We start from the raw sequence: 25,846 nt of genomic DNA, 5'->3' as shown, positions 1-25,846 counted from the left end.
GCTTATGAACAACTATGTCGAACCAACGGTTGCTTGACTGCTTTCTTCTGTCTGTAAAGTCTCTGCTAGTGCCATTACCTGGTTCTTTTCTTGTTTATAATCGTATTCCTTTGCCTTATCCGGTCTGGCATTGTTGTACTCTACCGGGATCTCATGGCGATGGGAACGTTCAATTTTCGTTACAAAGTGCAGCTTCTCCATAATACGAATCGTTTCGTCCAACAAATTGGCATCCACATACATCGAAACGTAATTTAAGCGCTTGGAGATGTAATGAATGGTGCCAAATTTGCGTAAATTTTTGGCGGCACGCGTGTTTTTCACCCACACGGCGACCCCCAGACGTCGCTCTCTCATGTTTTGCCGTCGGTCTCCTTCCTAATCGTGGTATACTTACTGGTGATAGCTTATACAGAAAGGAATCGTGGTCTATGCTGGCTACGTTTTATCATCAATTCGAGGAAGCGCTTCACCGCGAAAAAATCGTGACCCATAGCAGTTGGCAAACCTATGCTGGCCAGCTCTTTTTCTATGTATGCAGTACGCTCCCTGCTCCTCTGCTTACAAACCAGCTCATGGAGACAGGAGAGCGCCTGACCACTGATACCAAATTACAGCCAGAATGCATTTACGTGCGTTCTGATGACGTACAGCATGTGTATCGCTTCCGCTTTCGCGTACCTGACGAAAAGCAATTTTGCTGCGGCAATCTTTGTGAAGACTGCTTTCTGTTACGCCAAAATGAATCGGGAACAGCGTAAATTACGATGGCTTTTTCACGCTACAGCCACAGCTTCCACCTGTTCCGCAACCGCTGCCCTGCGCCTCTAAAAATGGATTGTTGCTCGGAACCTTGATCGTTTCCGAGACGGAATGAGCAATGGTTCTACTTACCTGATACAAGAGCTCATCCAGAGCATCCTCTGCTCTCTTGAATGCCTGTACGGAATCCCTCAGTTCAATGTTGCGCTTCAGTTCCCGTACTTCTTTGGATATATGATTGTAATCCGGGTGATACTTCCCGAACCGTTGCACATCTTCGTACTGTTCCTTCTTAGCCTCGAACACGACGAGCAGACGTTGCACTTCCTCATCTGCTTCCACTTGGCGTTTGGCCTCCAGATACTCCGAGACCTCGCGCGATTGGTTAATCATCGTGGACAGCTCATGAGAACCCATGATCAACTGCGTCATATCCACTGCTTCCAATGTTTCCATAAAGCGAGACCTCCTTTCGCCGCAAAGCTTGAAACTTTACGTCATTCCTGATTGTATCACGATGCACACCCTTAGTACAGATATTCGGGCACTACAATGCGCACTCGCTCGATGCTATCGAGACGGTAACACTGTTTGCCTCCCTGTCCAGCAATCGTAACCATCCAGTACCCCATTTCCAGGCGTACTTCTGTCGGTAGCCCTTGCAGCTTTTCTTTTCCACCTTGCTGGATCTCGACTTCCAGCTTCAGTTCGATTGCGCGCTTAAACAAATCCCGCATGGATTGTGGATGATACGATTGAAAATGCTTCGTCCACATTTTGGGAAGGGCTGCGATCTGCTCATTTTGCTCAGGGAACGTGTTTTCTATAGCATAACCGTCCCAAGGCCGTTCGATGAGAAGCAAGCCCTTATTCCCCGCGTGACTGTTTGGGAGTGGCTGGAGCTCTTTGCTTGCACTAGCAACATGTGATAGCACTTGCGGCTCATAACCAAAGTGTCGTAGTAAACGGATTAATTCTTTTTCCTGCGAGAAAGGAATCAAAAACGAAGTTGGCGAGATCACTTGGGTAAGAAATGGGCGAAAGTCAGGAATTTCGCGCCATTCCTCCAGAAATCCTGCATGTGCTGTCCGCACAAGGAAGTACGGCTCTATTTGAATCTGCCTCGCTGTTCTCGCCCATTGGCTCACAACCTCAACCAAGCTCTCAGGCAACGGATGAACACAGGAGGCTCGGAGCTTTTCAATGACTTGCTCCTCCGTCCCTCCTTGCGCCAAATACGCTTGCAACAGCCTTGCTTGCAATTCACCCCGAATCAATTGCCCATCAAATTGGAGCTGGCAAAATTGACTGATCTCCCAAACATCCAACAACGGGACAAGCGGAGGGATTGTAATGGCACCTGTGGGATCCACAAACCAGCCTTCCTCCAACGATAATCGCGGCAAGCTGCTCCAACGCCAAAAAATCCCACGCTCCTCGTCCATTCCGAGCTGAATCCATCCCATGCCTAACAGTACATGCAGCCATTGCTCCACAATCAGCTCCTCTGCATTGTCTGGCAAAGGAAATCCTGCTTCTTTTAGCATGCGTAATTGTTCATGAATGGAACACCATTGCTCGACAGGAACCTGTCTCATCAATTGAATGAAAAATTCCCACCAGTCACCGTGCGGCAAAAATTGTTCCATGACGAGTTGGTACAACTCTTCCCAACGTACGAGCGGCGGTTGATGCAGCCATTGCTTCGTTCGGTGGAGATCGAGTACGAGTTCTCGCTCCTCCCTATACACCAAGCCAAGTCTGAGCGCAATATCAAGAACAACCGTCAAGGATAAGCCCTCTCTTTGTTCCTGATCGAGCGGTGGAATTACGATTCCTTTTACATGCTCGTCTGTAAACGAGAGTAGCGGCAGCATTTTTTGCGACATCCTGCGATGAATGCTTCCTTTTTGCGTAATGGGAATGTGGTTGTCTCGAACAAACAACAAAAGCCCAAAAAGATCCAGCTGTATCCCTCTGCCTGCTGATATATAATAAGGGAGCGTTTTTGAAAGAGAAACAAAAGCCGCAGAGGCCTCCGGCAGCATTTGATTCGTCAGCTGTTCCCGAACCTCTTGTGGCATCAAATAGCCGATTTCACTCCACATTTTCCGTACAGTCAAGATCAGTCCAAGCCGTCGCAATTTCGTCAAGCCGACTGACAGATGCCTGTGCTCTTTTGCCGTTTCGCGTTCCCACGTTCGTTTGCTAAAAAAGCCTCTCGTCGCTTTGGTTACGAAAAGCCGGATCACGGTTCGTTCAAGCTCATCTGCCTGTTCCCATGCTTGGCCAATAAAAACGGGGTCCAATAATCTCGCTGTTAAGTCTTGCTCTTCGGCAATCTGATATCGTTTGGTCTGTTCATGTAGAATCGCTTGTCGCGTTGATTCGGACAGGTATTCCAGCGAATCCTTCACACGCACGCCTGTCACCTCAGTCTATATGATGATCGATTCATTACTTTTATCAATTGGAGGGATTTTGATGTTGCAAGTATTTCCTAGTTTACTCTTAACCGCAACCTTGGCAGTAACCGGTACACAAGTCTTGTCACCTCAACATCCTATCGTATCTGAGCCTGTGGCGAAAGAGGCTGTACAAGCAAATGCTGGTTATGAGGCCGTTGCTGCTCCCTATCCTCCGGCTGTGCAGGAAGCTTTGAAGACCGTTCGAAAAAATGGTGGACACACCATCGTTCGTGCCAATGGAAAATCCTATGTAGTCGTGGGTGCGGGACAGCGCCCTACAGGAGGATATCGTTTAGTGGCGGACCAAGTCAAGCGGACTGGCCCTCATGACTTTGCCGTACACGTTCGGGTACAAGCACCAGCTCCGGGTTCGATGAAAATCCAAGTCATCAGCTATCCAACTTTGGTGATTGCCCTGCCAGACCAGCAAGCAAAAGTTAGCGTACTCATGCGCTAGTCTATTCACGAAAAAAGCCGACAGTTCGAAAGCCACAAGGCGCATCGAAGTCGGCTTTTTTCCTTTTCCCAACAGTTACCCTTGCTTATCAGGGCTTTACCTCAATGGAAAAGCTCTCTGCTACACCATACGACTCGTGGTTATTATGTGCCAATTCTACCTTGACCTCATGCTTCCCAGCAGGGATATCCTTCATGACATAGCTAGGCTCAAATACTTTGGCGATTTTTTTCCCATCGAGGTACAAATGAACATGGCCTTCCCCGTGCTTGTTTTCTTTCCCCATGTTTTCGATAGAAAAAGAAAAGTTCGTAACGGCCAATTTGAGTTGCAAATCATCTTTTACAAGGGTATGCGTCACAGCGAGTGTCGGCGCTGCATGATGAGCGTGCGACTCGTCTGCTACCACTTCGGTTTGCGCTTGTTGGTTCGCGTACACAAACCATTCCACCCCAGCCGCAATCGCAATCAATAGAAATAAGCGGAAAAGAAATCGTTTGGTTTTCACCGGAGCTGCTCCCTTCCAAAATGAGTCTTACCCCAGTGTGCCCGACTCCAGATTGCTTCATTCATCCATTTTTGCCTCTTGATTCTTGATCTCACCTGTTATCCATACATACTCAGCATTCCAATAGGTAAAAGTAACCACAAGATCCTTTGGGGAGGTCATTACTGCTATGAATGCATGGAATGAAGCTCTTTCTATTTTTGCTTTAGGAGGAGTATATGAAATCGGCAAAAACATGTATGGGATTCAATATGGGGATGAAATTGTCCTCATCGATTGTGGCTCGAAGTTTCCGGATGAGAGTTATTTAGGAATTGATCTGATCATACCGGACATTAGTTATCTGCTAGAAAATCAAGAAAAAGTACGCGCCTTGATCGTCACGCATGGGCATGAGGATCACATCGGGGGTATCCCATATTTTTTGCGACAATTAAATGTCCCTGTTTACGGTACTCGCTTAACGTTAGGTCTTATCGAATTAAAGCTGAAGGAGCATAATTTGCTTCATCAGTCCACCCTCATCTCCATTGATCGTGACTCTACCATTTCATTTGGATCACTCACAATCAGCTTTTTTCAGACGAACCATAGCATTCCAGATTGCTTGGGTGTTGTATTTGAAACAAAAGCAGGCGCTATTGTGCATACTGGCGATTTTAAATTTGATTTAACACCTGTGCATAAGCAATCCCCCGATTTGCACAGAATGGCTGAAATCGGGCAGAAAGGTGTATTGGCCTTGTTGTCGGAGAGTACCAATGCGGAGCGCCCAGGCTTTACTCCATCAGAAAAACACGTGGGCGATCGTTTGTTAGAAGCATTCAGTAAGGCACATCAGAAAATATTTGTCTCAACGTTTGCCTCCAATGTATACCGTCTTCAACAAGTCATTGATGCCGTAGAAGCGACGAATCGAAAGCTGGCATTATTGGGCCGAAGTATGGTCAATGTGGTCAAAATTGCATCGGAACAAGGCTATTTGCATATCCCGGAAGGCATGCTGGTGGAAATAGAAGAAGTAGGCGAGCTCGATCCGGCCCGTGTCGCTATTCTATGCACTGGAAGTCAAGGCGAACCCATGGCTGCTTTATCACGGTTGTCGACCTCCGGGTATCGGCACGTAAAAGTAGAACGCGGCGATACCGTCATCCTCTCTTCCTCCCCCATTCCAGGGAACGAACGAAATGTAGCGCGCATCGTCGACAACTTGTTTATTATGGGAGCGAATGTTATATATGGCTCTGGAACAGGCATGCATGTATCCGGTCATGGCTTCCAGGAAGAATTGAAGCTCATGCTGACTCTCATGAAGCCACAATACTTTATCCCCATTCACGGCGAGTATCGGATGCTCCATCAACATCGTCAGTTGGCTGAATCCGTCGGCGTTGATTTCGAGTCCATTTTCATAATAAATAATGGGGATGTCGTGGATATTCAGGATGGTGTGGCTGTGCAAGAAAGAAAAATCCCTGCCGGCAATACCTTGGTGGATGGTTTAGGAATCGGGGATGTAGGGAATGGAATATTACGGGATCGCAAACATCTTTCGGAAGATGGCATTCTCGTAATCGTTGTGACGCGCAGTAAAACTGACGGCAAGATTTTGTCGGGTCCAGACCTTATTTCCCGCGGATTCATTCATGCCCCGGAATCAGAGGGCCTGTTGGAAGAAGCGACTCGACTTGCATCCGAGGTGATCACCAATTTGCAGGAAGCGAATGTGAGTCAGTGGAACCGCCTGAAGCAAGGGATGCGGGAGTCAATTGGGAAATTTGTGTATGCCAAAACAAAGCGCAGACCCATGATCCTGCCGATTATTATGGATGTGTGAGGGAAAAGCCTTCTTTTAGGAGGGCTTTTCCAGCATGTTATTTTCAATCTTGGGGTGATTTGAAATGGTGAAAATGGTTAGACTTTTAGCGTGCTTTCTTGCAATCTTTTTTATTTTCTTTGCTTCAGTTCCAGAGTCTGAAGGGGCAGAACTCAAGGCAAATGTCATTGTAGATTCAATGATTTATGGAAGATCAGAGGACAACAACACGTTTTTTATTTATGCCCTATTACTTAATCTAGGTGAAGCAACCGCTACAAATTTTAGCTACGCAGGTCTCTCATTTGCGGGCAAAAACGGAATGGACCACTTCTACCCCGAAACTAGCCACACTGTTATCAATTCATCGTTGAAGCTAGAGCCGGGACATTTTGTAGAAGCAAAATTTGAACTGCCCTTAGATTTTATTGATTCTAGGTTTAAAAACATAAATGACATCAGAAAAATTAGTATTTTGATTCTCCGCGATAACTCTGCTCCTTATAAAGACGACTCAGCAGTGACTGTGACCGTAAATAATAAAAAGCTTGTGCAACAAAACGTTGTTGAAAATGATGTCACTTATGTTTCCCTTCGCGAGTTAGCCGACGTTCTTGGTGCTACGATCCAGTGGAATGATCCTACCCAAACGGCAACGCTCATCCTGAGAGACAACTTCATGGAATACGATAGACAAATAGTCATACCGGTTGGCAGTGATCGCTTTATTGATCAAGGTCGCGAAACTACTGTGTCGGGAAAAGCGAAGCTGTACAATAACACCACCCTGGTTGTACCTTTACGAGATATTGTAGAAATGCTGGATTACTATGTTGTTTTTGAACATAAAGGGGGTCAGAAAACCATCGTCGTCATTCCGAATGATCTTCTTTATAGATGAGAAGGGAAAAGCCTTCTTTACTGAATGCTTTTCTAACATGATATTTTCAATCTTGGGGTGATTTGAGTTGGTGAAAATGGTGAGACTTTTTACGTGCCTTGCTTTGACCTTTTTTATTTTCTTTGCTTCAGTTCCAGTTTCCTTGGCATCATTGGAGAAGAATCCTTTACAATTTGAATTGACTGATTTAACATTCGAAAAAAGACCAGATGGAAGTCGAAAAGCGTCAGCTTTCTTGCGTTGGGGAAATGTCAGTGAATATGAACTTATCAACCTTAAAGGAAGCATTGATCTATTCAGTAAACAAGGGCAAAAAATCAGTTTGAAACCTACATACTTTGAATCCGCTAATTTGGAGCCAGACGATGACCATTTCGATAATTTCGAAATAGTCATCTTTGAAATAACTCCTGAATTTACGCATCCAAATGAAGGGGTTGATTTTAAGCCAACGTATACATTTACATTAGGGAAGAAAGCAGAACAGAGATCAAACATCAAAACAACAATACTGTATACTGAACTAATAGATGAAACGTACATCATAGAGGCCCTGTTACTAAATCAAGGAGAGGCAACAGCTACTTTCGAGTACACAGGACTCTTATTAAGAGATATAGATGGCGAAGCTCAGTTCCATCCCGAAGCTACCCACTCTTATGAGATTTCGTCTTCGAAGTTAGAACCGGGAGAATTTGCAAGAGCGACTTTCAAAATACGGATAGATTCTATTAAATCACAAATAAATTACAATCACATTGAAGTTATTGATATACTGTATAACCACAAAGACTCTGCACCATATAAAGAAAACACTTCAATGAGTATAACAGTGGATAACAAAAAGCTTGTTCAACAAGTATTTGCCGAAAACAATGTCACTTATGTTTCCCTTCGAGAACTAGCAGATATACTTGGAGTAACTATCCAATGGGACGATTCTACACAAACCGCAACACTTATCCAAGATAACTATAACACGCTAAAAATTCCAGTTGGCGGCGATCGCTTTGTGCTAAATGGTCAGCCAATCCCTGTCCCTGCAAAAGCGAAGCTGTACAATAACACCATTCTGGTTGTACCGTTACGAGACGTCGCGGAAATGTTGGAATGTCATGTGTTTTTTGCACAAAATCGAGGAAAAAAATCCATCATAGTTGTTCCGCCAGCCTTTGAACAGCAACAGCCATAGAAACAAAAAGAGAGCCCACCAGCTCTCTTTTTTCACCCTCAAAATATCTTCTTCGCATTCTGCTCTTCCTTCAAAATCTCTACAGCCTCGCGAAAACGCATAGAGTGAACGACTTCCCGCTCCCGTAAAAACTTCAAGCTGTCCTGCAAATCAACATCATCGGTCATGTCAATTAGCCATTGATACGTCGCGCGGGCTTTTTCTTCCGCTGCAATATCCTCGTAAAGGTCGGCTATGGGATCGCCCTTGGCAGCTATATAGGCTGCCGTCCACGGCACACCACTGGCATTGTTGTAAAAGAGTGCACGATCATGGTTGGCGTAATGCTCACCCAGTCCCGCTTCCTTCAGCTCTTCCACAGTCGCGTCTTTGGTCAGCTTATACACCATCGTGGCAATCATTTCGAGATGCGCAAACTCTTCGGTAGCGATATCCGTTAATAATCCGACCACTTTATTCGGGATCGTATATCGCTGGTTCATATAGCGCAGAGCGGCTGCCAGCTCTCCATCCGCCCCTCCGTATTGTTCAATCAAATATTTCGCCATTCTCACATCGCACTTACTGACACGAACCGGATACTGCAGTTTTTTTTCATAGATCCACATCGGTTTCGTTATCCCTCTCTTCTAAACTTGCCAAGGCCATGGATCATCATTCCACTGCCACGGATAGCCTGAATAGCTACGGCCAAGATTTTGCAGAGGCCCGTACAATTTCTCATATTCGTTTGCCAAAACCCAGCGTTGCTCCGTTAAATCATTGAACTGCTGAAGCGCATTCTGATCGGTTGGATGAGTATCTAAATAAAGATTGAGCTCTACCAGTACAAAATCGATCGCTTGTAGCTGTTCAAGCAATGCGTAATATTGTTCGTCGCCAAATCTATTTTCAGCTGTCATGCGTGCCCCCTCCCCAAATGACTCAGTCTGGGATCATAGGGGCTAAAAAGTGCCGGCCATAACGTACCTAATCTCAACGCTTCCATCGGGCTATATTGTGGTAAGTTCTCCGGCTGAAACGTCATGAACAGCTGAGGGGGGACCTGGTACGTCTTCACCCGAATTGGCGGACAAGGATCGAAGGGACCAACGTACGGAAAGTAATCGCGTGTTTGCGAATGCAATGCCAATATCCTCCTCCAACTTGCAATGTCTGTTCCTTCATGACTACACTATGCAGCCCACCCAGTAGGCGTGATTGCTACCCCCAAAAGAAAAACCTCTCGCAAAAGAAAGGCATTCTCTTCCCCTTTTGCTTCAACCCGTCACTTGCAAACTCCCAATCATACCGCTTTCCTTGTGTCCCGGGATCGTACAATAAAATTCGTAGGTTCCTTCCTCCAATGCCTTCCACACTGTTTCAACAGACTCTCCCGGTTTGGCGTGCAAATGTACAACACCCTCAGCCATTCCTCCATGATGATGTTCGCTGCTTGAATCTGAAATGGTTACAATTTTCCCATAAGAAACAACCTGAATATCGTGCTCTACATTGCCTTCATTTTGAAAGACGACTTTGATCTCCGTATCTTTTTTAACGGTAAATTGGTTCGGTTTATAGGAAAAGTCGACGGCTGTGAGGTTGATTTCTGTCGTGCGATCACCAGCATAAAGAGCCGGGGATGGAAACGGTAATGATTGATACCAGAAGAAGATAGCGAGGAGCAACACAGCTGGAGTGCTTGGATGATGAAAAAAGGAGGACCACTTCGTTTCTTTTTTATGAAAATCAATTAGCTTGGCAACGAGCAGCATACATACGGTAAAGAGCATGACGAAAACAAACAGGAGAGACTCTACCTTTTCACTGGGTACCATCTCTCCCAGCATGGCACCCATCATCCCGCCCATGATGCCCGATAAGATTCCTTCTACAATACTCAGGATCGACAGAGGAACTCCTAGCAGAAAACCAGACAATCCACCTGCCAGCATTCCCCACATGGTGGATACATATAGATCTCCCCTGTAAACATCGCCGAAGATCAACCCTCCGATCAAGCCAATCGTCATACTGACAGACATCGTGCTCATCATGCCTTGCATATGATCGATACCCTGCTTTCGTCGCCAGATAAACCATGTGAAGCAAACGTAAGCGAAACCGACGTAGATCAGGATCTGATACACCGCGCTCAAGATACCACCCCCGAGTATATTTCCCTCCTTGTAAAGTATGTCCTACGCCAACTAAATAGGACAAAACGAACGCGAAAACCCTCTGACTACTGTCGAGAGGGCTCATACATTATCTGAAGCTTTTATTTCATCAGCTTATTCATCGTGGCTAACAGCTCGTCAATGACTGCGCTGTCCCCTTCTTGGATGCGTTCTATCACACAGGATTTCATATGTCCTTCTAAAAGAATACGTCCCACTGAATTTAAGGCAGATTGTACCGCAGCTATTTGATTCAAGACATCATCACAATAAGCATCCTTCTCCACCATGCCTTTAATCCCGCGAATCTGTCCCTCAATCCGATTGAGTCGCGCCTGCAAGTTTTGCTTGGTTTTTTCCGAATGATGACTGTTTCGATCAGACGTATGACAAGACTGTACAATGTTCAATTCTGCACTTGACAATACGATTCCTCCTCTACTCTGCCTCGCAAACACCTGTCAGGAAGATAGCCCCAATTCTTTTCGGACATTTTCCAATCCATATCGCTCGACAAACTTGAAAAACTTCTCTCTCTTTTTCCCTTGCGTCTGATACAGTGTAATGATGCTTTCGACGATATAGGATAATTGTTCTTCCTTCACCTGCTCGACAAGGAGCTCGGCTGTTCTGGCCTCCATTGTTTTCGATTGGCCTCCGACGTAGATTTCAAAGGTTTCTTTTCGCTTGACGATCCCGATATCTTTTACCAACGGCTCTCCACAGGCATTGGGACAGCCCGTATAACCAACTCTCATCGTAAAAGGAACGGCCATCCCTGCAATCGTATCATTCAAATTTCTCGCTGCCTCAAGCCCTTCAATCTCTGCTCCTTTGCAAAAAGAGCAGACAGACAAATTCTTCACAACAGAGCCCGTTTCGTACACGCGTAAGCCTTTTTCACGCAGCGCTTTTTTGGCATCCCCAGCCTTCTCTTCATTCATCTCGACAATCAGCTGCTGAAAGATCGATAGTTCAATTTGCGCATCCTCGCCAACGATTTGACCGATCACCACCATATCTGCTGGAGTAAGCACAGAACCGCCGACACGAATTTCTGGACTTACGGCAAACTGTACACGCTTCAAAAGGCATTCCTCCTAGAGTGATTGAATTCGTAATATTCAGTCAATCAATAAGGATAAGAAAGGCTGCAATTCTACAATCACAGCCTTTCCCGCAACTTTCGCTTAAACGACATCGTATCCTTGATCTTCAATCGTCTCTTTCACATTGTCCAGCGAAACAACGGCTTCATCAAAAGTCACGCTTACCTGATTGTCAGCAAGGCTTACCGTTGCTTTGCTAACCCCGTCTAGTTTTTGAAGAGCACCTTCTATGGAGATGACGCAGTGATTGCAGGACATTCCCTGTACGTTCAAAGTGACATTCATTTTACATCCTCCTTTGTTTTGGGAAGCTTAACTTGATTACATTTTACAATACCCCTGTATGGTATACAATACCCAATTTTATTTTTCCTGCTATGTACCTGTAAAAAAACTCCCCATCGATAAAAGACAGGGAGTTTTGCTTACGCTTCTTGGCTGAAATGCGTTCTTATCGGAACAAAAAACGCTCGCTCCACCTCATTCGCAGATAATGGGCGACTGTAATAGTACCCTTGAATTTCCTTGCAATGATTTTCTGTCAAAATATCCAACTGATCCTTCGTTTCAATGCCTTCTGCGATTACATCCAATTTCAGATGCTTCGCCATCGAGATGATAGTGGCCACAATGGCTTTATCGTTATCATTTCGAGACAGGTCTGTTATGAAGGAACGGTCAATCTTTAGCTTGTGGATCGGGAACTTTTTCAAATAGCTCAATGAGCTGTAACCGGTTCCAAAATCATCCAAGCTGATTCTCGTTCCGATTTTGTTTAACTCATGAAGGATGCTGATTGATACTGCCGGGTCCATCATCATGCTCTCCGTGATTTCCAATTCCAAAAAGTGCGGGGCAAGCTTGGTTTCCTCGAGAATATTTTTGATGTACTGGACCAGGTTCCGTTGATGGAATTGATGGGAGGACAAATTGACAGAGACGGGTATCAACGGCCCCCCTTTATCATGCCACTGCTTCATTTGCCTGCACGCTTCCCGAAGCACCCATGTACCGATCTCATAGATCAACCCTGTTTCTTCAGCAATAGGGATAAACATTCCTGGTGAAAGCATCCCTTTGGTTGGATGATTCCACCTGACCAGTGCCTCCACTCCGATCATACGATTACTTTCCGAATGAAATTGAGGTTGGTAGTATACCACCAGCTCTTTTCGTTCAATTGCTTTTCTGAGATCACGTTCTATTTCAATATTTTCTAGCAATTGGGCGTCAAAATCAGTCGTGTAGAAGAGATGACCATTTTTTCCCTGTTTTTTCACCTCGTACATAGCTGTATCCGCTTTTTTGAGCAACGCGACAGCATCCGTGCCGTGGTCAGGGAATATCGCCGTTCCAATACTTGCAGATATGTAAAATTCACTGTCTTTTAGCGTGAATGGCTGTTTCAATGCATCAATGATCTTATCGGCTAAACTCGCTGCTTCCCTGCGATCCGCTCCTGTTTCGCAGAGGATGGTAAATTCATCTCCACCCATCCGGGCAATTGTTGCGTGGTACCCTTTCGCACTCTTTGAAATTCTGTCGCTGACCCCCTGCAAAAAGATATCGCCATAGGAGTGCCCCAAGGAATCATTGATCATTTTGAAACGATCGATGTCGATAACCATGACGGCAAAGCTCGATGAATCTTGGCTGCTTTTTTCAATGGATTGATGAAGAACTTGATTAAACTTTCTTCGGTTCGGTAAGTCGGTCAGCTCATCGTGATAGGCCAAATACCTGATTTTTTCTTTCACGCGATTCTCTTCGGTAATATCCTTCACAATGATGTGATTCCCCACCACTTCTCCCTCAATCTCAACCGGGACATTGAGTACACTCAACTCTACGCGATTTCCGTTCGGATGAGAGATGGTCGTCTCAAAATTATTTCGATTGGGCGTAAAAGACTGGGCAAAAGAATCTTTTGTGAGTTCCCTTTGCTCCTCAACAATATGCATGCGAATTTTCGATACATGCTGGTTGAGGAATTCTTCCTCCCGCAGTCCGCCAATCTTCGTGACAGCTGGGTTCATTTTGATAATACATCCACCTGTATCTAAGGAAATAATGCCGTACTCATTATTTTTATAAAGGGAACGATACCAGCTTTCACTTTCCTGAATGACCGTATCTTTTTGCGTGAGACGTTTGTTGATAAACAAGCCGAACAATGTAATGCCGATCAGTAAAAAAGTGGCCAAGACAATGATATAGGCCAAGCTCTCCGGTTCAATCTGCGTCCCCACTTGTTTTGTCGGCTGTTCCGTTCCGTAGAAATGCGCTGCATCCATCCCGGTGTAATGCATACCCGCGATTGCGGCCCCCATAATGAGTGAGCTGCCCAATTTGTATACATACGCGTATTTCGACTGATCACGGCGAAAGTAAAACAAGAGCCAAAGTGCCGCTGCCGAAGCCGTCGCTGCGATCATAATGGAGAAGATGACAATCCTTGTATCGTATGCAATTTCGATCATCATCGCGGCCATTCCAACGTAGTGCATCCCAGATATTCCAGCAGCCATAAGAATTCCCGCGATACCTAGCTGTCTCGCATGTAAGTTGCGTTTCGTGATGGTAAACAAGGCTATGCTTGAGACGAAAATGGCAAGGATGACGGATAGAATGACATACTCCATGTCATACAGAACCTTTATGGGGAGGGTAAGTGCCAGCATTCCGACAAAATGCATGGACCATATTCCAAGCCCCATCGTTGTGGCACCAAACATCAACCAGAGTAGCTGATGCTTCCCTTTACTTTTACTCACTCTGGCTGCCAGGTTGAGAGCAGAAAAAGAAGCTGCAACCGCGATTAAATAAGATAGTATCACAAGGAAACTATCATACGTCCCATGTATCTGGTGATCCAAGCTCCTTCACCGCTTTCCTTTTGTTAATCTCGATGGTCTCCCTTAAACCATGCTGCCTGACTCACCATAACGATTTACCTGCAAGAAGGAATCGATTTCTTTCGTGGGCAGCGGTTTACTGTAAAAATACCCTTGCACTTCATTACACAATTGTTCCTTTAGAAAATCAACATGTTCATGTGTTTCTACACCCTCTGCAATAACAGCAATTTTCATGTTATGTGCCATATGGATGATCGTTTTAATAATCGCTTGATTCTGTGGATTCAAATTCCGGAGAAAGGATTGGTCGATTTTGAGCCGATCGATCGGAAATTGACTCAGATAGCTCAAAGAACTGTAGCCCGTCCCGAAATCATCGATACTGATGCTAATCCCGAGACCTTTCAAGCGATTCAAAATCCGAATCGTATAGTCTACATTTAACGCCATGCTTTCCGTGATTTCCAGCTCCAAGTATTGCGGTGCTAACCCCGTTTCTTCAAGGATCGAGGTAATCATCTCAATGAGATTGTTTTGCATAAATTGGCGTAAGGATATATTGACCGCAACAGCCAGCTGTGAAAAGCCTGCTTCCTGCCACGCTTTTGTCTGTTGGCAAGCCGTTCGCATTACCCATTCTCCAAGCGGTACAATTAAGCCTGTTTCTTCTGCGATCGGAATAAATTGAATAGGCGGAATGAGACCAAGGTCTGGATGGTCCCAACGAATCAACGCCTCCATGCCAATAATCTGGCCCGTCTGCAAATGAATCTTCGGTTGGTAGTGCAGCGTAAACTGTTTCTCATCCAAAGCTTTTCGCAGCTCTCTTTCAAGCTGTAGTTTTTTCGCTAAAACCTGATGCAGCTCCTCCGAGAAAAATTGATAATTATTTTTCCCTTGCTCTTTTGCCAAATACATGGCAGCGTCTGCATGCTTCAGTAGCGCTTCAATATCGTCTCCATCATCTGGATACATGCTGATGCCGATACTTGGTGTGATAAAGATTTCGATATGGTCTAACGTAATCGATTCGGACATGCTCGTGATGATACGTTGCGCAATTTCTCCAACCTCCCTGTGTGTGACACCAGTGAGAAAAATGGCGAACTCATCTCCACCCAGTCGAGAAACAGAATCTTCTTTTCGCAAACAACAAAGAAGACGATTTGCTACTGCTTGTAAAAGGACATCCCCAATGGAGTGACCAAGCGTGTCATTGATGTTTTTAAATCGATCCAAATCGATGAACATAACGCCGATTTTCTCATCTTTTTGTTTTGCTTTGAACATCGCCTCTGCGAGTTTTTCATGAAAAAGCGTTCGATTAGGCAGGTTGGTCAAGGAATCGTAATGAGCCATGTAGCGAATCGTTTCTTCCGCCTTTTTTCGCTCAGTGATGTCAATCATGGAGCCTACCATTTCCACGATTTCTCCGTGTTCCTCAATAGGTGACAACGTAATGTAATAATCATTTCCGGATAGTTTTAGTTCGAAGGTGACAGACTCTCCAGCAAATGCTCTGCGAAAATAACTTTCCATTTGCTCCGCTACCTCATAAGGAAAGATTTCATACGACGTTTTTCTCAACATCCTCTCAGATGTTAGCCCGAGCTCTTCGGCAATTTTCCCTTCACACAAGGTATACGTGATGTTCCCTTTCTGATCTGTCACGATCTTGAACACACAGTTTTGCAAGTTTTGGACCGTCCTGCGAAAATCGTTCTGCAAGGCTTCTGCCAAAGCTGCCTCTGCTTCAATCCGGTCGGTAATGTCTGTACGGATTGAAACATATTGATACGGAACCCCCCGGTCGTCCAGAAATGGCACGATGGTCGTATTCATCCAGTATTCAGTGCCATCTTTGGCGCGATTCTTCACTTCACCCTTCCAGACACGTCCTTGCTTGATCGTTTCCCACATCAATTTAAAAAACGATTTGGAATGATAGCGAGAGTTAATGACCCGATGTGTATTTCCAACTAGTTCATCCACTTCGTATCTGGAGATTTCACAAAACTTGTCATTTACATAAGTAATGACGCCTTTGTCGTCTGTAATCGCTACAATCGAAGATTCATCCAGTGCATTTTTGATATCGTGCAAGTCCTTCATCGTTTTTGAAAGAGACTCTTCCATCAGCTTTCGTTTCGTGATGTCCGTCCCGATTGCTACATACTGATAAAGGAATCCACTATCGTTCATGAACGGAACTAATGTCATGTTAAGCCAATATTCCGTCCCATCCTTTGCCCGGTTTTTCATCTCACCTTTCCATACTTTTCCTCGGCTGATGGTATCCCATAGCAATTTAAAATAGTTTCGCGGGTGGAAACCTGAATCGACGATGTTATGGTTCTTTCCGATCAATTCCTCTCTACTAAACTTGGATATTTGACAGAAGTTGTGATTGACGTAGGTGATGATTCCTTTTTCATCTGTTATCGAAATAACAGATGACTCTTCCAATGCAGATAATGCATACTTTACATCTCTGATATGATTAAACACATGGCACCCCCGCCTGTTTTCGCATTACAATTGAAACTTCTGGATGGAATGCTGTAGCTCTTCTGCCATTTCGGCGAGTGTGCTAGAAGCGGTTGTAATCTGTTCCATAGAAGCTGTTTGTTCTTGTACAGAAGCAACTACGCTTTGCGTGTTTTCCGCTGCCATTCTTGAAACATGCGCAATTCCCTCTATAAATTCCACAACGGAAACCGTTCCGTCATTGGCTTTATTGATTTGTCCCGACATTTCTTGTGTTCTTTTCGAGACTTCGTCTACTACCCCCAAAATTTTATGGAAGGCAACCCCAGCTTGTTCGATCATGATGACTCCTTCTTGAACAGCTACGTCCCCTTGACTCATGACGTGAATCGCCTTTTCCGTATCCCTTTGAATATCCCCGATGATGGAAGCGATCTGCGAAGCGGCTTGCGCGGATTGCTCTGCTAATTTGCGAACTTCATCTGCGACGACCGCAAATCCTCTTCCCTGTTCTCCCGCTCTCGCCGCTTCAATCGCTGCGTTCAACGCCAATAAATTCGTTTGACTCGCGATTTCCGTAATAATCGAAACGATTGAGCCAACTTCTTTTGATTTTTCGCCGAGCATATTGACCACTTCGGTAGAAGAGCTCACTCTTTCATTAATCTCATTCATTTGTTCGATTGATTTGGCAACCACTTCATTACCTTCCGTTGCTGTTTTGTTCGCTTCAACGGATGAGCTGATCGCATGCTCCATACTCGTTGATACTTGCTGCATAACCTGCGAGATGCTCACAGCAAGCTGTGTGGCATGTTCAGCATCATTTACTTGCTGCTCAGCACCTGCTGCAATACCTTGGATCGATTGGGATACGTGCTCTGCTGTCTGACGTGTTAATTCGGAGCCGGCTGTCAATTCCTCGGAGGATGCGGTTACTTGTTGTGAATGGAAGGAGACTCGTTCTAATAAATCTTGCAAATTGTGCTTCATTTGGCTAAAATGGCGGGCAAGTTCGCCGATTTCGTCACGATTCTTGATCGAAATATCTGCTTGTGCCAAGTTCCCTGCGGCAATTTGTTCTGCGGCCTGCGTGATCAGTAAAACGGGATGAGAAATGGCACGTCCAATCATGAAGGCGATACCGACTCCTGTGAGAAGCGCCAGCGCGCTAAGCAAAACAACCAGGAGCTTCGTAGATTGAATACCGCTTTCCAACTCCACTAAATCTTGTTCCAAGAGCTTCTGTTCGAGAGCAACAAATTCCTGGGCTTTTTGAATAAACAATTCGCCGACTGGCGTACATTCATCCTTGACCAAGCGCGTGTACTCTTCTACCTTGTTTTGTTGTTTTAACGCGACAACCCGATCGATAATTTCCTCGTGTTGGGCATGTAGCTCGTTCATCTCTGTGACGAGCTTTTGCCCTTCAGAAATCATGCCCAAACGGAATAGTTCTGCTGTGAGCTCTTTATAACGGTCATTTGCTTTTGAATATCCTGTCAGGTAGCTGTCATCGCCTACGATGACATATCCTCTTGCATACTTTTGTCGTTCACTGACACTAGCAATAATGTCCTTGGACAACATCTCCTTGTGGATTCTGTCTTCAATTATCCTCCCATAACGGGAATCGATGGAAGAAATCTGAGAAAAACCAATTCCTGCTACTGCCACTAAAAGTAATAACACGGCCAAAAATCCTAAAAGAAGCTTTCTCCTTACCGTCAACTTCATAATAGTTGTTTCCTCCATCGTAATTCTACGAATGATTTCTTCTTTCTGTGAAAAATGCGAGTTGTTTCATAATCCCTTTCTCTTATATAACGGCATTTTATATAGGACTTTTGACCTTTTTTATCATAAAACATCGTTCTGTAACATTTCCAAGGAAAAAGCCCCGACTGCCAAAGCAGACGAGGCTTGCGTTTCCATTTATGAGGCTCAAGTTCCTTACATGTCTTATCGTTTTGGCGCTCGAAAACCTGCTTGCTGCGCTTCTTCCTCCGTCGCAAACCACGTCTCCGCATTTGTTTGCTCATAGCTAGCGGAGCCAGGAACGTGATAGATTTTCTCGCCCTTGCTATTGATATTGCCCTTGATCGTCTTGCCTTCTGGTGGTGCAGTGTCTGCTGCTTTATTGTTATTGGACTGTTTTTTTGGCTTGGCTTTTTCCTTAGGAGCCTCTTCCTGCTTCCCTTCTAAAGCCCACAATCCGCGATTCTGCTCCCGCGCCTCCCGCTCTGCTGCCAAGAACAGCTCGGCTTGGGCTACATTCGGTGGGATTGTCATGATCCGGGCGTAGCCGTCACGAACGAGCTTTTCATTGACAAAGGTACCGTCTTCCAAATATACGTAAGCAAGCAAACGCTTGTATTTGTCATAGGGCTCAACATCGAACTTCAGCTTAACCTTTTTGCCCGTTAAAAGCTCTTTGGAGTAATTGCTCGCTTCTTTCCCATACGGTTCGACTGGATGGTTGGGCTTCACTGTCTCCGGGGTATCTACGCCAATCATACGGACTTTTTCTCCGCTATCCAGCTCGAATGTATCCCCATCAACCACTCGTTTGATCACAGCATCCATCTCTCCGTTGGCTTCTGGTTGGCCGGACGCTCCACATGCTGTTAGCAAAAGAGTAAGTGCGAGCAGATACATAGCAAATCGTCTCATAAACTTCCTTCTCCTCTTCTATGTTGCATTGTTTTCCAGCGTAGTGGATTTGCCCGCGCAGGTCAATAGGAGAGAAAAAAGTACAAACAATCAAGGTTTTTGGTAAAATAATGAAAATGAAAAGGGAGCGATTTTTGATGGGTTGGGCTGAATTTCAACTTGTACCAAACCAGTACAACGACGAATGTAAAAAAATCGACGAAAGTATTCTTCAGCTACTTCGTGAGCGAAAAATGCTTGCAAACGGGAAAAGATTAACCCCACCCCAGGAAATCCGACAGGAATGGGCTGAGAAATACGGTATGGATGAAGCTGAACTTGGTTGGTTTCTGCACACATTAAATTCTGAAATAAGGCCCGTGTTCCCTGATAAATACGGTGAATTGATCGGTGTGCTGCCTATTATGAAAACAACTGTGCTTGATGGTTTTACCTACACATTGACACATGCCATGCAACACAAGAATTTGAGCATCGTTCATGTCGAGATAAAATCAGGATTGACTGATTATGAAGACATTGGTATGCTACGCCCACATCTCATGCTTGAAATCAAAAGCTCACAGGAGCACCATGTACGCAAAAACGGAGCGCGCGGCTCTGAGGGAAAAATCTCCCTGCAGTTTATGGTCAGCCCTGCCCTTCCTGATCAACTCGATAGTGTTGGCTTCTCCTTGACCCCCTACGCATTGCCACGGGAACTGCCACCGCGCGAGCATGTTTTGGATAGAGAAGTCCATTTTGTGTAACGAAAAAAACGACCTTCGCCCAAGGTCGTTTTGTCTATACGTCCAGATTTTAATCACGATCGGCACTAAACAAGAACAACAGGACGACCACGACAATAATAATCCATATAAATTCCTCGTTTTCGCGATCAAAAAAACCGTCGAACAGACCCATGGTGGAGTCCTCCTTTCCTTCTCGTTACAGCCTATGCAAAAGGCTAGACACGTGTCAGTAGTTGGAAGAGCCCAAAAGTGAAATTCGTGTTCGAAAAAATGTACTACGAACATGTAGACAAGATCAAATGCGTATAAGTACCTAGCTGTCTTACTTCATTCGTAAAACCAAGATGAACAAGCTCCTGTAGCAATCGGGAGCGATCTGCATAACAGCGGTCCTGAATATCTGCTATCACTTTCGTCTGTCCTGCTTCCTCTAGGGCTTCAAGATGAGCTTGTCTATGCGTCTGATCCTCAAACATCAAATCGGCAATAACCAACCGTCCCCCTGGTTTTAATACGCGGCGACATTCCGCCAAGGCAAGCTGCTTTTGATCATCCGTCAAATGGTGCAGGGCGTAACTCGTAGCCACAAAGTCAAACCGATTTTCTAGAAACGGAAAGGCGAAAAAGGTTCCCAGCTTCGTCTCGACCTCCGCGTGTTTTTGTCTGCATTGCTTCAGCATTTGCGGAGATTGGTCGAACCCGCTCATCTTGGCTCCTTTTTTCACGAGACGCCCAGCGAGGTTTCCAGTTCCCGTTCCAGCATCCAAGCCGCACTCTCCTGGTTTGACTGCAACGGCTGCTACCACCTCATCCAGTACGTTTTCGTACGATTCATGACCATTCCCGCCATGTACCCACTCGTCGTAGCATTCCGCCCATTCATTAAAATTCCATCGATCCACCCAGTTATCCCGCGTCTGCTTCAATCGCTTGTTCGCCTCTGCCAATGTAAACAGCTCTGCTGGATCAATCGATTCCCTACCCTTTACCCGCTCAATCATCGCTTCTGTCGTTTGGATGACCTTGCTCATTTCTACCCACCTTGTATACATAAACGAACGCTGCAGCTCTAAATAATGGAGAAGAGTGCCTTCCTGATCTTTCATATGAATCAGAAGCTCCCGTATGTCTTCTACCGCCATCCCGACCTCGCGCAGGGTAATGATGGTTTGCAGTCTCCAGACATCTTCCTCCGTGAACTGGCGATACCCGGACGCATCTGCTTTCGATGGCTTGATCAGCCCTTTTTCTTCATAATATCGAATCGCACGCGGGGTTATTTGCAAGCGATGGGCCATGTCTTTGATTTGCATGGAACTCTCTCCCTGTTTCATTCTTTCCTTATCATAAACCTTGACGCAGCGTGAATGTACAGACAGAAAGAAAAAAAGCTGCCGGATTCCTCCCGACAGCTGATTTCTATCTGATTAATGTGGCGCTGGCTCAGAAATTTGTTGGAGAGCATCACTCGCCTCATCGTGATGGACTTGACGAACAGCCATATCTGCCAACGCCACAATTCCAACCAGCTTGCCATGCTCGACAACGGGCAGACGACGAATTTGATGCTGGGCCATAACCCTTGCAGCTTCATCAACCGTCATTCCCGGCTGACCAAGAATAATGTCTCGGGTCATGACCACCTCGGTGGCAGTCGATCCTTCATGTTTTTCAGCCAAACCGCGAATCACAATATCGCGGTCTGTAATGACACCGATCACATCTTCTTTTTCATCCACAACCGGAATGACCCCTACATTCCAATCGCGCATTTTGCAAGCCACTTCATACACATTATCCTTAAGCGTCACAGTAGCGACATCTTTTGTCATAATTTCACGTAGGGTACGATTTTCCAGCTTTGCCATTTCATTCTCCTCCTTTTGCTAATCAACGATTGTAGTTTGTCCGCTCCCCTATCGTTTCATTCGCAAGAAAGAGTATGATATATTGCGCTTCTTCCAAAAACAGACTATGATTAAATGAGTGAATATCTCACCCATTTTTAGGAGGAAAAAGAATGGTCATTAAGGACACGGGTATTGGCACGAAAGAAGTCTTTTTCGCCGATCTGGAGCATTATATGAGCGAACTCGGCTTTGATCGCGGCGCTTGGGATTACAAGCATGCTACATACGATTATAAAATCCAAGATAAAGGCAACGTCTTCTACCTGCGCATCGAAGCGAACGTGACGCAAGGCAAGCTTGAGGATACGCACGCAGTACTGAAGCTCGAAGATCCTTACATGGGCAAACACCTTTTCCCACACGGGCTGGATTACGATTACCCAATGCCAGACTCCGTTGTAAAAACAGCGAAGTTGAAGCTGCAAATGCTGGGTGAAAAGCTGTCCTCACACTAAAAAATGAAATGCACAGTGTACAGAGAGGAATCCCCTCTCTGTTTCACGTAGAGGGGGGTATTTTTTATGAAGACGAGGGGCGTACCTGACTTCTTGCTCCTGTTTTTGACCGCCCTACTTGTTGGGTTTGGGATAACCATGGTGCTCAGCTCCAGCTCCATTTTCGCGTTGACGAGCTTTACAAGCGGAGGATGTGATTACTGTGGCGGAGATGAGCTTTATTTCGTGAAGCGTCAATCCGTTTTCTTGCTGCTCGGTGTCGTTGGGATGCTGGTGGCCATGAACATTCCCTTCTCCTTTTATAAGAGAAACTTCTTATTGATTGCGATCGTCAGCTTCTTTTCTTTGCTCCTGGTTCTTGTTCCGGGTATTGGTAAGGAAGTGAACGGAGCTCGATCATGGTTTGAAATCGGTTCTGCAACTATTCAGCCTGCGGAGTTTGCCAAGCTTGGTCTTATTCTGTACTTGGCAGCGATCATCTCCAAAAAAGGGAACGGAATACAAAAGCTGAAATCTGGATTGATGCCCCCACTGATGGTAACGGGGATGTTTTTTATGATGATTGTCGTCCAGCCTGACCTCGGTTCTGCTGCCATCCTGCTCGGGTGCGCTTTGATTGTCATGATCTGCGGTGGGGCCAGAATTCGTCAACTGGTCGGTCTAGGTGCACCAGCTGTGACCGTTGCACTTTTGGTATACATCACAGCAAAACCCCATGCCTTGAATCGGATTTCATCCTACCTCGATCCATGGAGTGATATGAGTGGCACTGGCTACAATATTATTCAATCCTGGATTGCGATTGCACATGGCGGCCTCACTGGGACAGGCTTTGGAAAAAGCATTCAAAAGTATTTGTATTTGCCCGAGAGGCATACCGATTTTATTTTCTCAATCATGACAGAAGAGCTTGGCTTTATCGGTGCCTCTGTGTTCCTCTTGATTTTCTTGCTTTTCCTGCTGCGTGGCATCCATATTTGTCTGCGCGTAAAAGACACCTTTGCCAGTCTCGCAGGAATCGGTGTGGTCAGCATGTTCGCCATTCAGGCGATCTTAAACATTGGCGGAGTAACGGGTTTGATTCCATTGACAGGTGTACCATTGCCGTTTATCAGCTATGGTGGTTCCTCCTTACTCGTATGTCTGCTTGCCACAGGCTTTTTGCTCAGTATATCGCGGGAAGTCAGTCGCCAGAAGGTAGAAGAGCAATTACAAAAACAGCCATACGCCATGTAAAAAACAAGCATAAGGGATACCGGATGAGTCCAGTATCCCTTTTTTCTTACTCATTTCGAAGGAATTCGATTGTTTCCACTCGTACATTCACGGCTTCTACATAAAGACCTGTCAATGTTTCCACGGCTTCTTTTACTTTTTCCTGTAGGACATGACAGACGTGATGAATCTGCGCCCCATAACGGACGGACACACGCATGTCAATGGTGACCCTGTCTTCTATTACGGATACGGTAATGCCTTTCGCGCCGCCATTCAGCTTTTTCGCCAAATCTTGATAAATTCCGCCTGAACGGACTGTGACTTCCAACACTTCTTCTACAGCAACGCCAGCAATGATTGCGATTACCTGATCTGCCACTCGGATTTCGCCAAGCCTGTCAGCCATCAGGACGCCCTCCTCTTCGCCCGTTTCGTTCTTCCCCCACTGATTTCATTTGCCTTTTCTTTCATTATAAACAAATCATGCTTGGGCTTGGAAGGAAATTTGTTTTTTTCTCTCCGTTAGTGTCGGAGATGTGCAATGAATGTCAACGAGTGTCAACTGATCTGCAGCAAGCGCCTCTCGCAATACAGGCTCCAGAGCTTGTACCTCTTTAACAACCTTGCCACTGATCCCGCAAGCTTTCGCCAATTGTTGAAAATCTGGATTATGCAATTTCACTCCAAAAGGGGTCAAGCCCGCCTGACTCATTTTGACCTCTTCCAATCCTAATGTCCCATTGTTTACCACGAGAATTACAATCGGAAGCTGGAGTTGGGCCGCTGTCATCAATTCCGCCAGATTCATTTGCAATCCTCCATCCCCGGCAATGCAGACGACCTGCTTCTCAGGATAGGTTAGCTTTGCAGCTACAGCCGCAGGCAACCCGAATCCCATTGTTCGCCACTTTCCTGAAAAGAGTGGGGTCTGTTTTTTCCCACGGAACGCACGATTAAACCAGATCGTGTGCTCACCTGTATCCAGGACGATAATCGCATCTTCATTGACCACTCCCCCAAGCGTATGCATCAAGGTTTGTGGCTTTACTTGTTCACTCGCTTGTTGAATAACAGCTTGCTCTGTCTCCTCGCCAAACTCGCCATGCCAACGCTTGATTTGTTCCTGCCACGCATCATCCTGTCTGCGCGATTGCAAACGTCTCATCCAGATCGGCAGGACATCGTCCAATTCAGCCGTGACAGACTGGAGGTAGGGATGTGCATGTATCGATCCAGGCTGATGATCTACTTGAATGACGGAAAGTTTCTTGGGTAAAAAGGCGCGAGGGAACCAGCTGGCTCCCAAAATGAGCAACAAATCGGCTTCCGCTAAAGCATGTAAAGCTGTTTCGCTGCCCCCCTCTCCCCATCCGCCAATCACAAGTGGATGTGATTCCTCTATCGTCCCTTTTGCTCCGAGCGACAGCAACACGCCTGCCCCTAGCTGTTCCGCTAGCTTTACACACAAATCTGCCGACTTGCGGGCACCGATTCCAAGTAGAACGACAGGCTTTTGTGCCTTTGCAACCTGCTCGGCTGAGAGCTCAATCTCCATCCGATCCGGATATATGGCATGTGGAATGCGTGGAAGTGCTGCAAGGACAGCCTCTGAAGTCGTTTGGGTAAAGACGTCCTTGCAAATGGCGAGATGTGTTACTCCTTTTTGCTGCATAGCCGTGACAAATGCTTTGTGCAGAACACTTTGGATCGCATCTGGATGCGTAATCGTCGTCGAATAAAAACTGATGGGACGTATCATGTCTTCTTGAGAGACAAACTGCTTGTAGGCTCCACCCAGCTTATATGTCTCCACTTGACCTGTAATCGCAATGACGGGTACACGATCCGTATGCGCATCTGCAAGTCCATTCAGCAGATTGACGAAACCCGGCCCCATTGTCGCGGTACAAACAGCTGGATTTCCTGTCAGCTTTGCTTCCGCACTTGCCATCATGGCCGCAGCAGATTCATGCTTGCAAGCAACGTATTGGATGTCGGATTGCTTCGCGATCTGATCCAGCCAGGCAAAGATTCCGTCACCTGCCACCCCATATATTCGTTTTACTCCCCAACGAATCAATTGTTCCGTCAAATATTGCGCGACCTGCATCAAATCTTCCCCTTCCAGGACAAAGTTCA

Annotated in this window: 27 protein-coding genes; 8 read left to right on the top strand and 19 right to left on the bottom strand. The window is 45.7% G+C overall.

All coding sequences use genetic code 11. The features are described 5' to 3' along the window. Window positions 1-12: 12 nt before the first annotated feature. On the bottom strand, window positions 13-357 hold the full coding sequence (locus tag HPY31_RS01030) for a YlbG family protein (RefSeq protein ID WP_007725782.1): 345 nt from the start codon (window positions 355-357) through the stop codon (window positions 13-15). A 74-nt stretch (window positions 358-431) separates the two neighbouring features. On the opposite strand from HPY31_RS01030, the gene HPY31_RS01025 reads away from it, so the two are divergent. After that, window positions 432-761: a hypothetical protein gene (locus tag HPY31_RS01025; RefSeq protein ID WP_012685983.1), complete on the top strand. Its 330-nt coding sequence runs from the start codon at window positions 432-434 to the stop codon at window positions 759-761. Between the two features lies 1 nt (window position 762). Here the strand turns inward: HPY31_RS01025 and HPY31_RS01020 are convergent, their stop codons facing one another. Beyond that, window positions 763-1,218, bottom strand: coding sequence for a YlbF/YmcA family competence regulator (locus HPY31_RS01020; RefSeq protein WP_172137760.1), 456 nt, complete (start codon window positions 1,216-1,218; stop codon window positions 763-765). Window positions 1,219-1,289: 71 nt separating this feature from the next. After that, window positions 1,290-3,185, bottom strand: a complete 1,896-nt coding sequence (locus tag HPY31_RS01015; RefSeq protein WP_172138861.1) for a hypothetical protein — start codon at window positions 3,183-3,185, stop codon at window positions 1,290-1,292. A gap of 61 nt (window positions 3,186-3,246) precedes the next feature. Between HPY31_RS01015 and HPY31_RS01010 the strand changes: the two genes are divergently transcribed. Further along, entirely contained in the window at window positions 3,247-3,687 is a 441-nt protein-coding gene (locus tag HPY31_RS01010; protein ID WP_172137758.1) for a protease complex subunit PrcB family protein, read from the top strand. An 88-nt stretch (window positions 3,688-3,775) separates the two neighbouring features. Here the strand turns inward: HPY31_RS01010 and HPY31_RS01005 are convergent, their stop codons facing one another. Further along, window positions 3,776-4,195, bottom strand: a complete 420-nt coding sequence (locus HPY31_RS01005; protein ID WP_172137756.1) for a thioredoxin domain-containing protein — start codon at window positions 4,193-4,195, stop codon at window positions 3,776-3,778. Between the two features lie 169 nt (window positions 4,196-4,364). Between HPY31_RS01005 and HPY31_RS01000 the strand changes: the two genes are divergently transcribed. The 3 genes from HPY31_RS01000 (at window position 4,365) to HPY31_RS00990 (ending at window position 8,104) form a co-directional block, all read left to right on the top strand. After that, entirely contained in the window at window positions 4,365-6,032 is a 1,668-nt protein-coding gene (locus tag HPY31_RS01000) for a ribonuclease J (RefSeq protein WP_172137754.1), read from the top strand. A 64-nt stretch (window positions 6,033-6,096) separates the two neighbouring features. Next, the gene (locus HPY31_RS00995) at window positions 6,097-6,912 is read left to right on the top strand and encodes a copper amine oxidase N-terminal domain-containing protein (protein ID WP_172137752.1); all 816 of its coding nucleotides are present in this window, start codon (window positions 6,097-6,099) and stop codon (window positions 6,910-6,912) included. A 76-nt stretch (window positions 6,913-6,988) separates the two neighbouring features. Further along, the gene (locus HPY31_RS00990) at window positions 6,989-8,104 is read left to right on the top strand and encodes a copper amine oxidase N-terminal domain-containing protein (RefSeq protein WP_253901680.1); all 1,116 of its coding nucleotides are present in this window, start codon (window positions 6,989-6,991) and stop codon (window positions 8,102-8,104) included. A gap of 38 nt (window positions 8,105-8,142) precedes the next feature. Here HPY31_RS00990 and HPY31_RS00985 read toward each other — a convergent pair whose 3' ends face one another. From HPY31_RS00985 to HPY31_RS00935, 11 genes are all read right to left on the bottom strand, one after another. After that, window positions 8,143-8,712 (bottom strand): manganese catalase family protein, encoded by a 570-nt coding sequence (locus HPY31_RS00985; protein ID WP_012685975.1) that lies wholly within the window; start codon window positions 8,710-8,712, stop codon window positions 8,143-8,145. Between the two features lie 21 nt (window positions 8,713-8,733). Continuing rightward, window positions 8,734-9,006, bottom strand: coding sequence for a spore coat protein CotJB (locus tag HPY31_RS00980; RefSeq protein WP_064199847.1), 273 nt, complete (start codon window positions 9,004-9,006; stop codon window positions 8,734-8,736). Next, complete coding sequence (locus tag HPY31_RS00975) at window positions 9,003-9,230, bottom strand: spore coat associated protein CotJA (protein WP_016739863.1); 228 nt, start codon at window positions 9,228-9,230, stop codon at window positions 9,003-9,005. The genes HPY31_RS00980 and HPY31_RS00975 overlap by 4 nt, the downstream gene beginning before the upstream one ends. 133 nt (window positions 9,231-9,363) lie before the next feature. After that, window positions 9,364-10,236, bottom strand: a complete 873-nt coding sequence (locus tag HPY31_RS00970) for a cupredoxin domain-containing protein (RefSeq protein WP_172138859.1) — start codon at window positions 10,234-10,236, stop codon at window positions 9,364-9,366. A 131-nt stretch (window positions 10,237-10,367) separates the two neighbouring features. After that, entirely contained in the window at window positions 10,368-10,691 is a 324-nt protein-coding gene (locus HPY31_RS00965; RefSeq protein WP_305793566.1) for a metal-sensitive transcriptional regulator, read from the bottom strand. A 36-nt stretch (window positions 10,692-10,727) separates the two neighbouring features. Further along, the gene (locus tag HPY31_RS00960; RefSeq protein ID WP_172137748.1) at window positions 10,728-11,354 is read right to left on the bottom strand and encodes an NAD(P)/FAD-dependent oxidoreductase; all 627 of its coding nucleotides are present in this window, start codon (window positions 11,352-11,354) and stop codon (window positions 10,728-10,730) included. 102 nt (window positions 11,355-11,456) lie between these two features. After that, entirely contained in the window at window positions 11,457-11,660 is a 204-nt protein-coding gene (copZ, locus tag HPY31_RS00955; protein WP_172137746.1) for a copper chaperone CopZ, read from the bottom strand. 140 nt (window positions 11,661-11,800) lie between these two features. Next, window positions 11,801-14,251, bottom strand: coding sequence for an EAL domain-containing protein (locus tag HPY31_RS00950; RefSeq protein WP_172137744.1), 2,451 nt, complete (start codon window positions 14,249-14,251; stop codon window positions 11,801-11,803). A 42-nt stretch (window positions 14,252-14,293) separates the two neighbouring features. Then, window positions 14,294-16,741, bottom strand: coding sequence for an EAL domain-containing protein (locus HPY31_RS00945; RefSeq protein ID WP_172137742.1), 2,448 nt, complete (start codon window positions 16,739-16,741; stop codon window positions 14,294-14,296). A 24-nt stretch (window positions 16,742-16,765) separates the two neighbouring features. Next, window positions 16,766-18,475, bottom strand: coding sequence for a methyl-accepting chemotaxis protein (locus tag HPY31_RS00940; protein ID WP_253901638.1), 1,710 nt, complete (start codon window positions 18,473-18,475; stop codon window positions 16,766-16,768). A 207-nt stretch (window positions 18,476-18,682) separates the two neighbouring features. Continuing rightward, the gene (locus HPY31_RS00935; protein ID WP_172137740.1) at window positions 18,683-19,393 is read right to left on the bottom strand and encodes a thermonuclease family protein; all 711 of its coding nucleotides are present in this window, start codon (window positions 19,391-19,393) and stop codon (window positions 18,683-18,685) included. A 110-nt stretch (window positions 19,394-19,503) separates the two neighbouring features. Here HPY31_RS00935 and HPY31_RS00930 point away from each other — a divergent pair, with 110 nt between their 5' ends. Continuing rightward, complete coding sequence (locus HPY31_RS00930) at window positions 19,504-20,142, top strand: hypothetical protein (RefSeq protein ID WP_172137738.1); 639 nt, start codon at window positions 19,504-19,506, stop codon at window positions 20,140-20,142. A gap of 257 nt (window positions 20,143-20,399) precedes the next feature. Here HPY31_RS00930 and HPY31_RS00925 read toward each other — a convergent pair whose 3' ends face one another. Both HPY31_RS00925 and HPY31_RS00920 read right to left on the bottom strand, forming a co-directional pair. After that, entirely contained in the window at window positions 20,400-21,437 is a 1,038-nt protein-coding gene (locus HPY31_RS00925; protein WP_172137736.1) for a MerR family transcriptional regulator, read from the bottom strand. Window positions 21,438-21,551: 114 nt separating this feature from the next. Next, complete coding sequence (locus HPY31_RS00920) at window positions 21,552-21,992, bottom strand: CBS domain-containing protein (RefSeq protein ID WP_012685964.1); 441 nt, start codon at window positions 21,990-21,992, stop codon at window positions 21,552-21,554. Window positions 21,993-22,144: 152 nt separating this feature from the next. Between HPY31_RS00920 and HPY31_RS00915 the strand changes: the two genes are divergently transcribed. Both HPY31_RS00915 and ftsW read left to right on the top strand, forming a co-directional pair. Then, the gene (locus HPY31_RS00915; protein ID WP_012685963.1) at window positions 22,145-22,489 is read left to right on the top strand and encodes a YugN family protein; all 345 of its coding nucleotides are present in this window, start codon (window positions 22,145-22,147) and stop codon (window positions 22,487-22,489) included. Window positions 22,490-22,555: 66 nt separating this feature from the next. Continuing rightward, a complete protein-coding gene (gene ftsW / locus HPY31_RS00910) occupies window positions 22,556-23,725 on the top strand; it encodes a putative lipid II flippase FtsW (RefSeq protein ID WP_016739852.1) in 1,170 nt (389 codons plus the stop codon). Window positions 23,726-23,771: 46 nt separating this feature from the next. Here the strand turns inward: ftsW and HPY31_RS00905 are convergent, their stop codons facing one another. Beyond that, on the bottom strand, window positions 23,772-24,113 hold the full coding sequence (locus HPY31_RS00905; RefSeq protein ID WP_172137734.1) for an Asp23/Gls24 family envelope stress response protein: 342 nt from the start codon (window positions 24,111-24,113) through the stop codon (window positions 23,772-23,774). A 75-nt stretch (window positions 24,114-24,188) separates the two neighbouring features. Further along, complete coding sequence (locus tag HPY31_RS00900) at window positions 24,189-25,817, bottom strand: thiamine pyrophosphate-binding protein (protein ID WP_172137732.1); 1,629 nt, start codon at window positions 25,815-25,817, stop codon at window positions 24,189-24,191. Window positions 25,818-25,846 lie beyond the last annotated feature (29 nt).

It is taken from the genome of Brevibacillus sp. HB1.3, assembly GCF_013186635.1.
Taxonomy (GTDB): domain Bacteria; phylum Bacillota; class Bacilli; order Brevibacillales; family Brevibacillaceae; genus Brevibacillus; species Brevibacillus brevis_D.
Note: the sequence above shows the minus strand (reverse complement) of the source record. Positions and strands in the feature narration are given on the sequence as shown.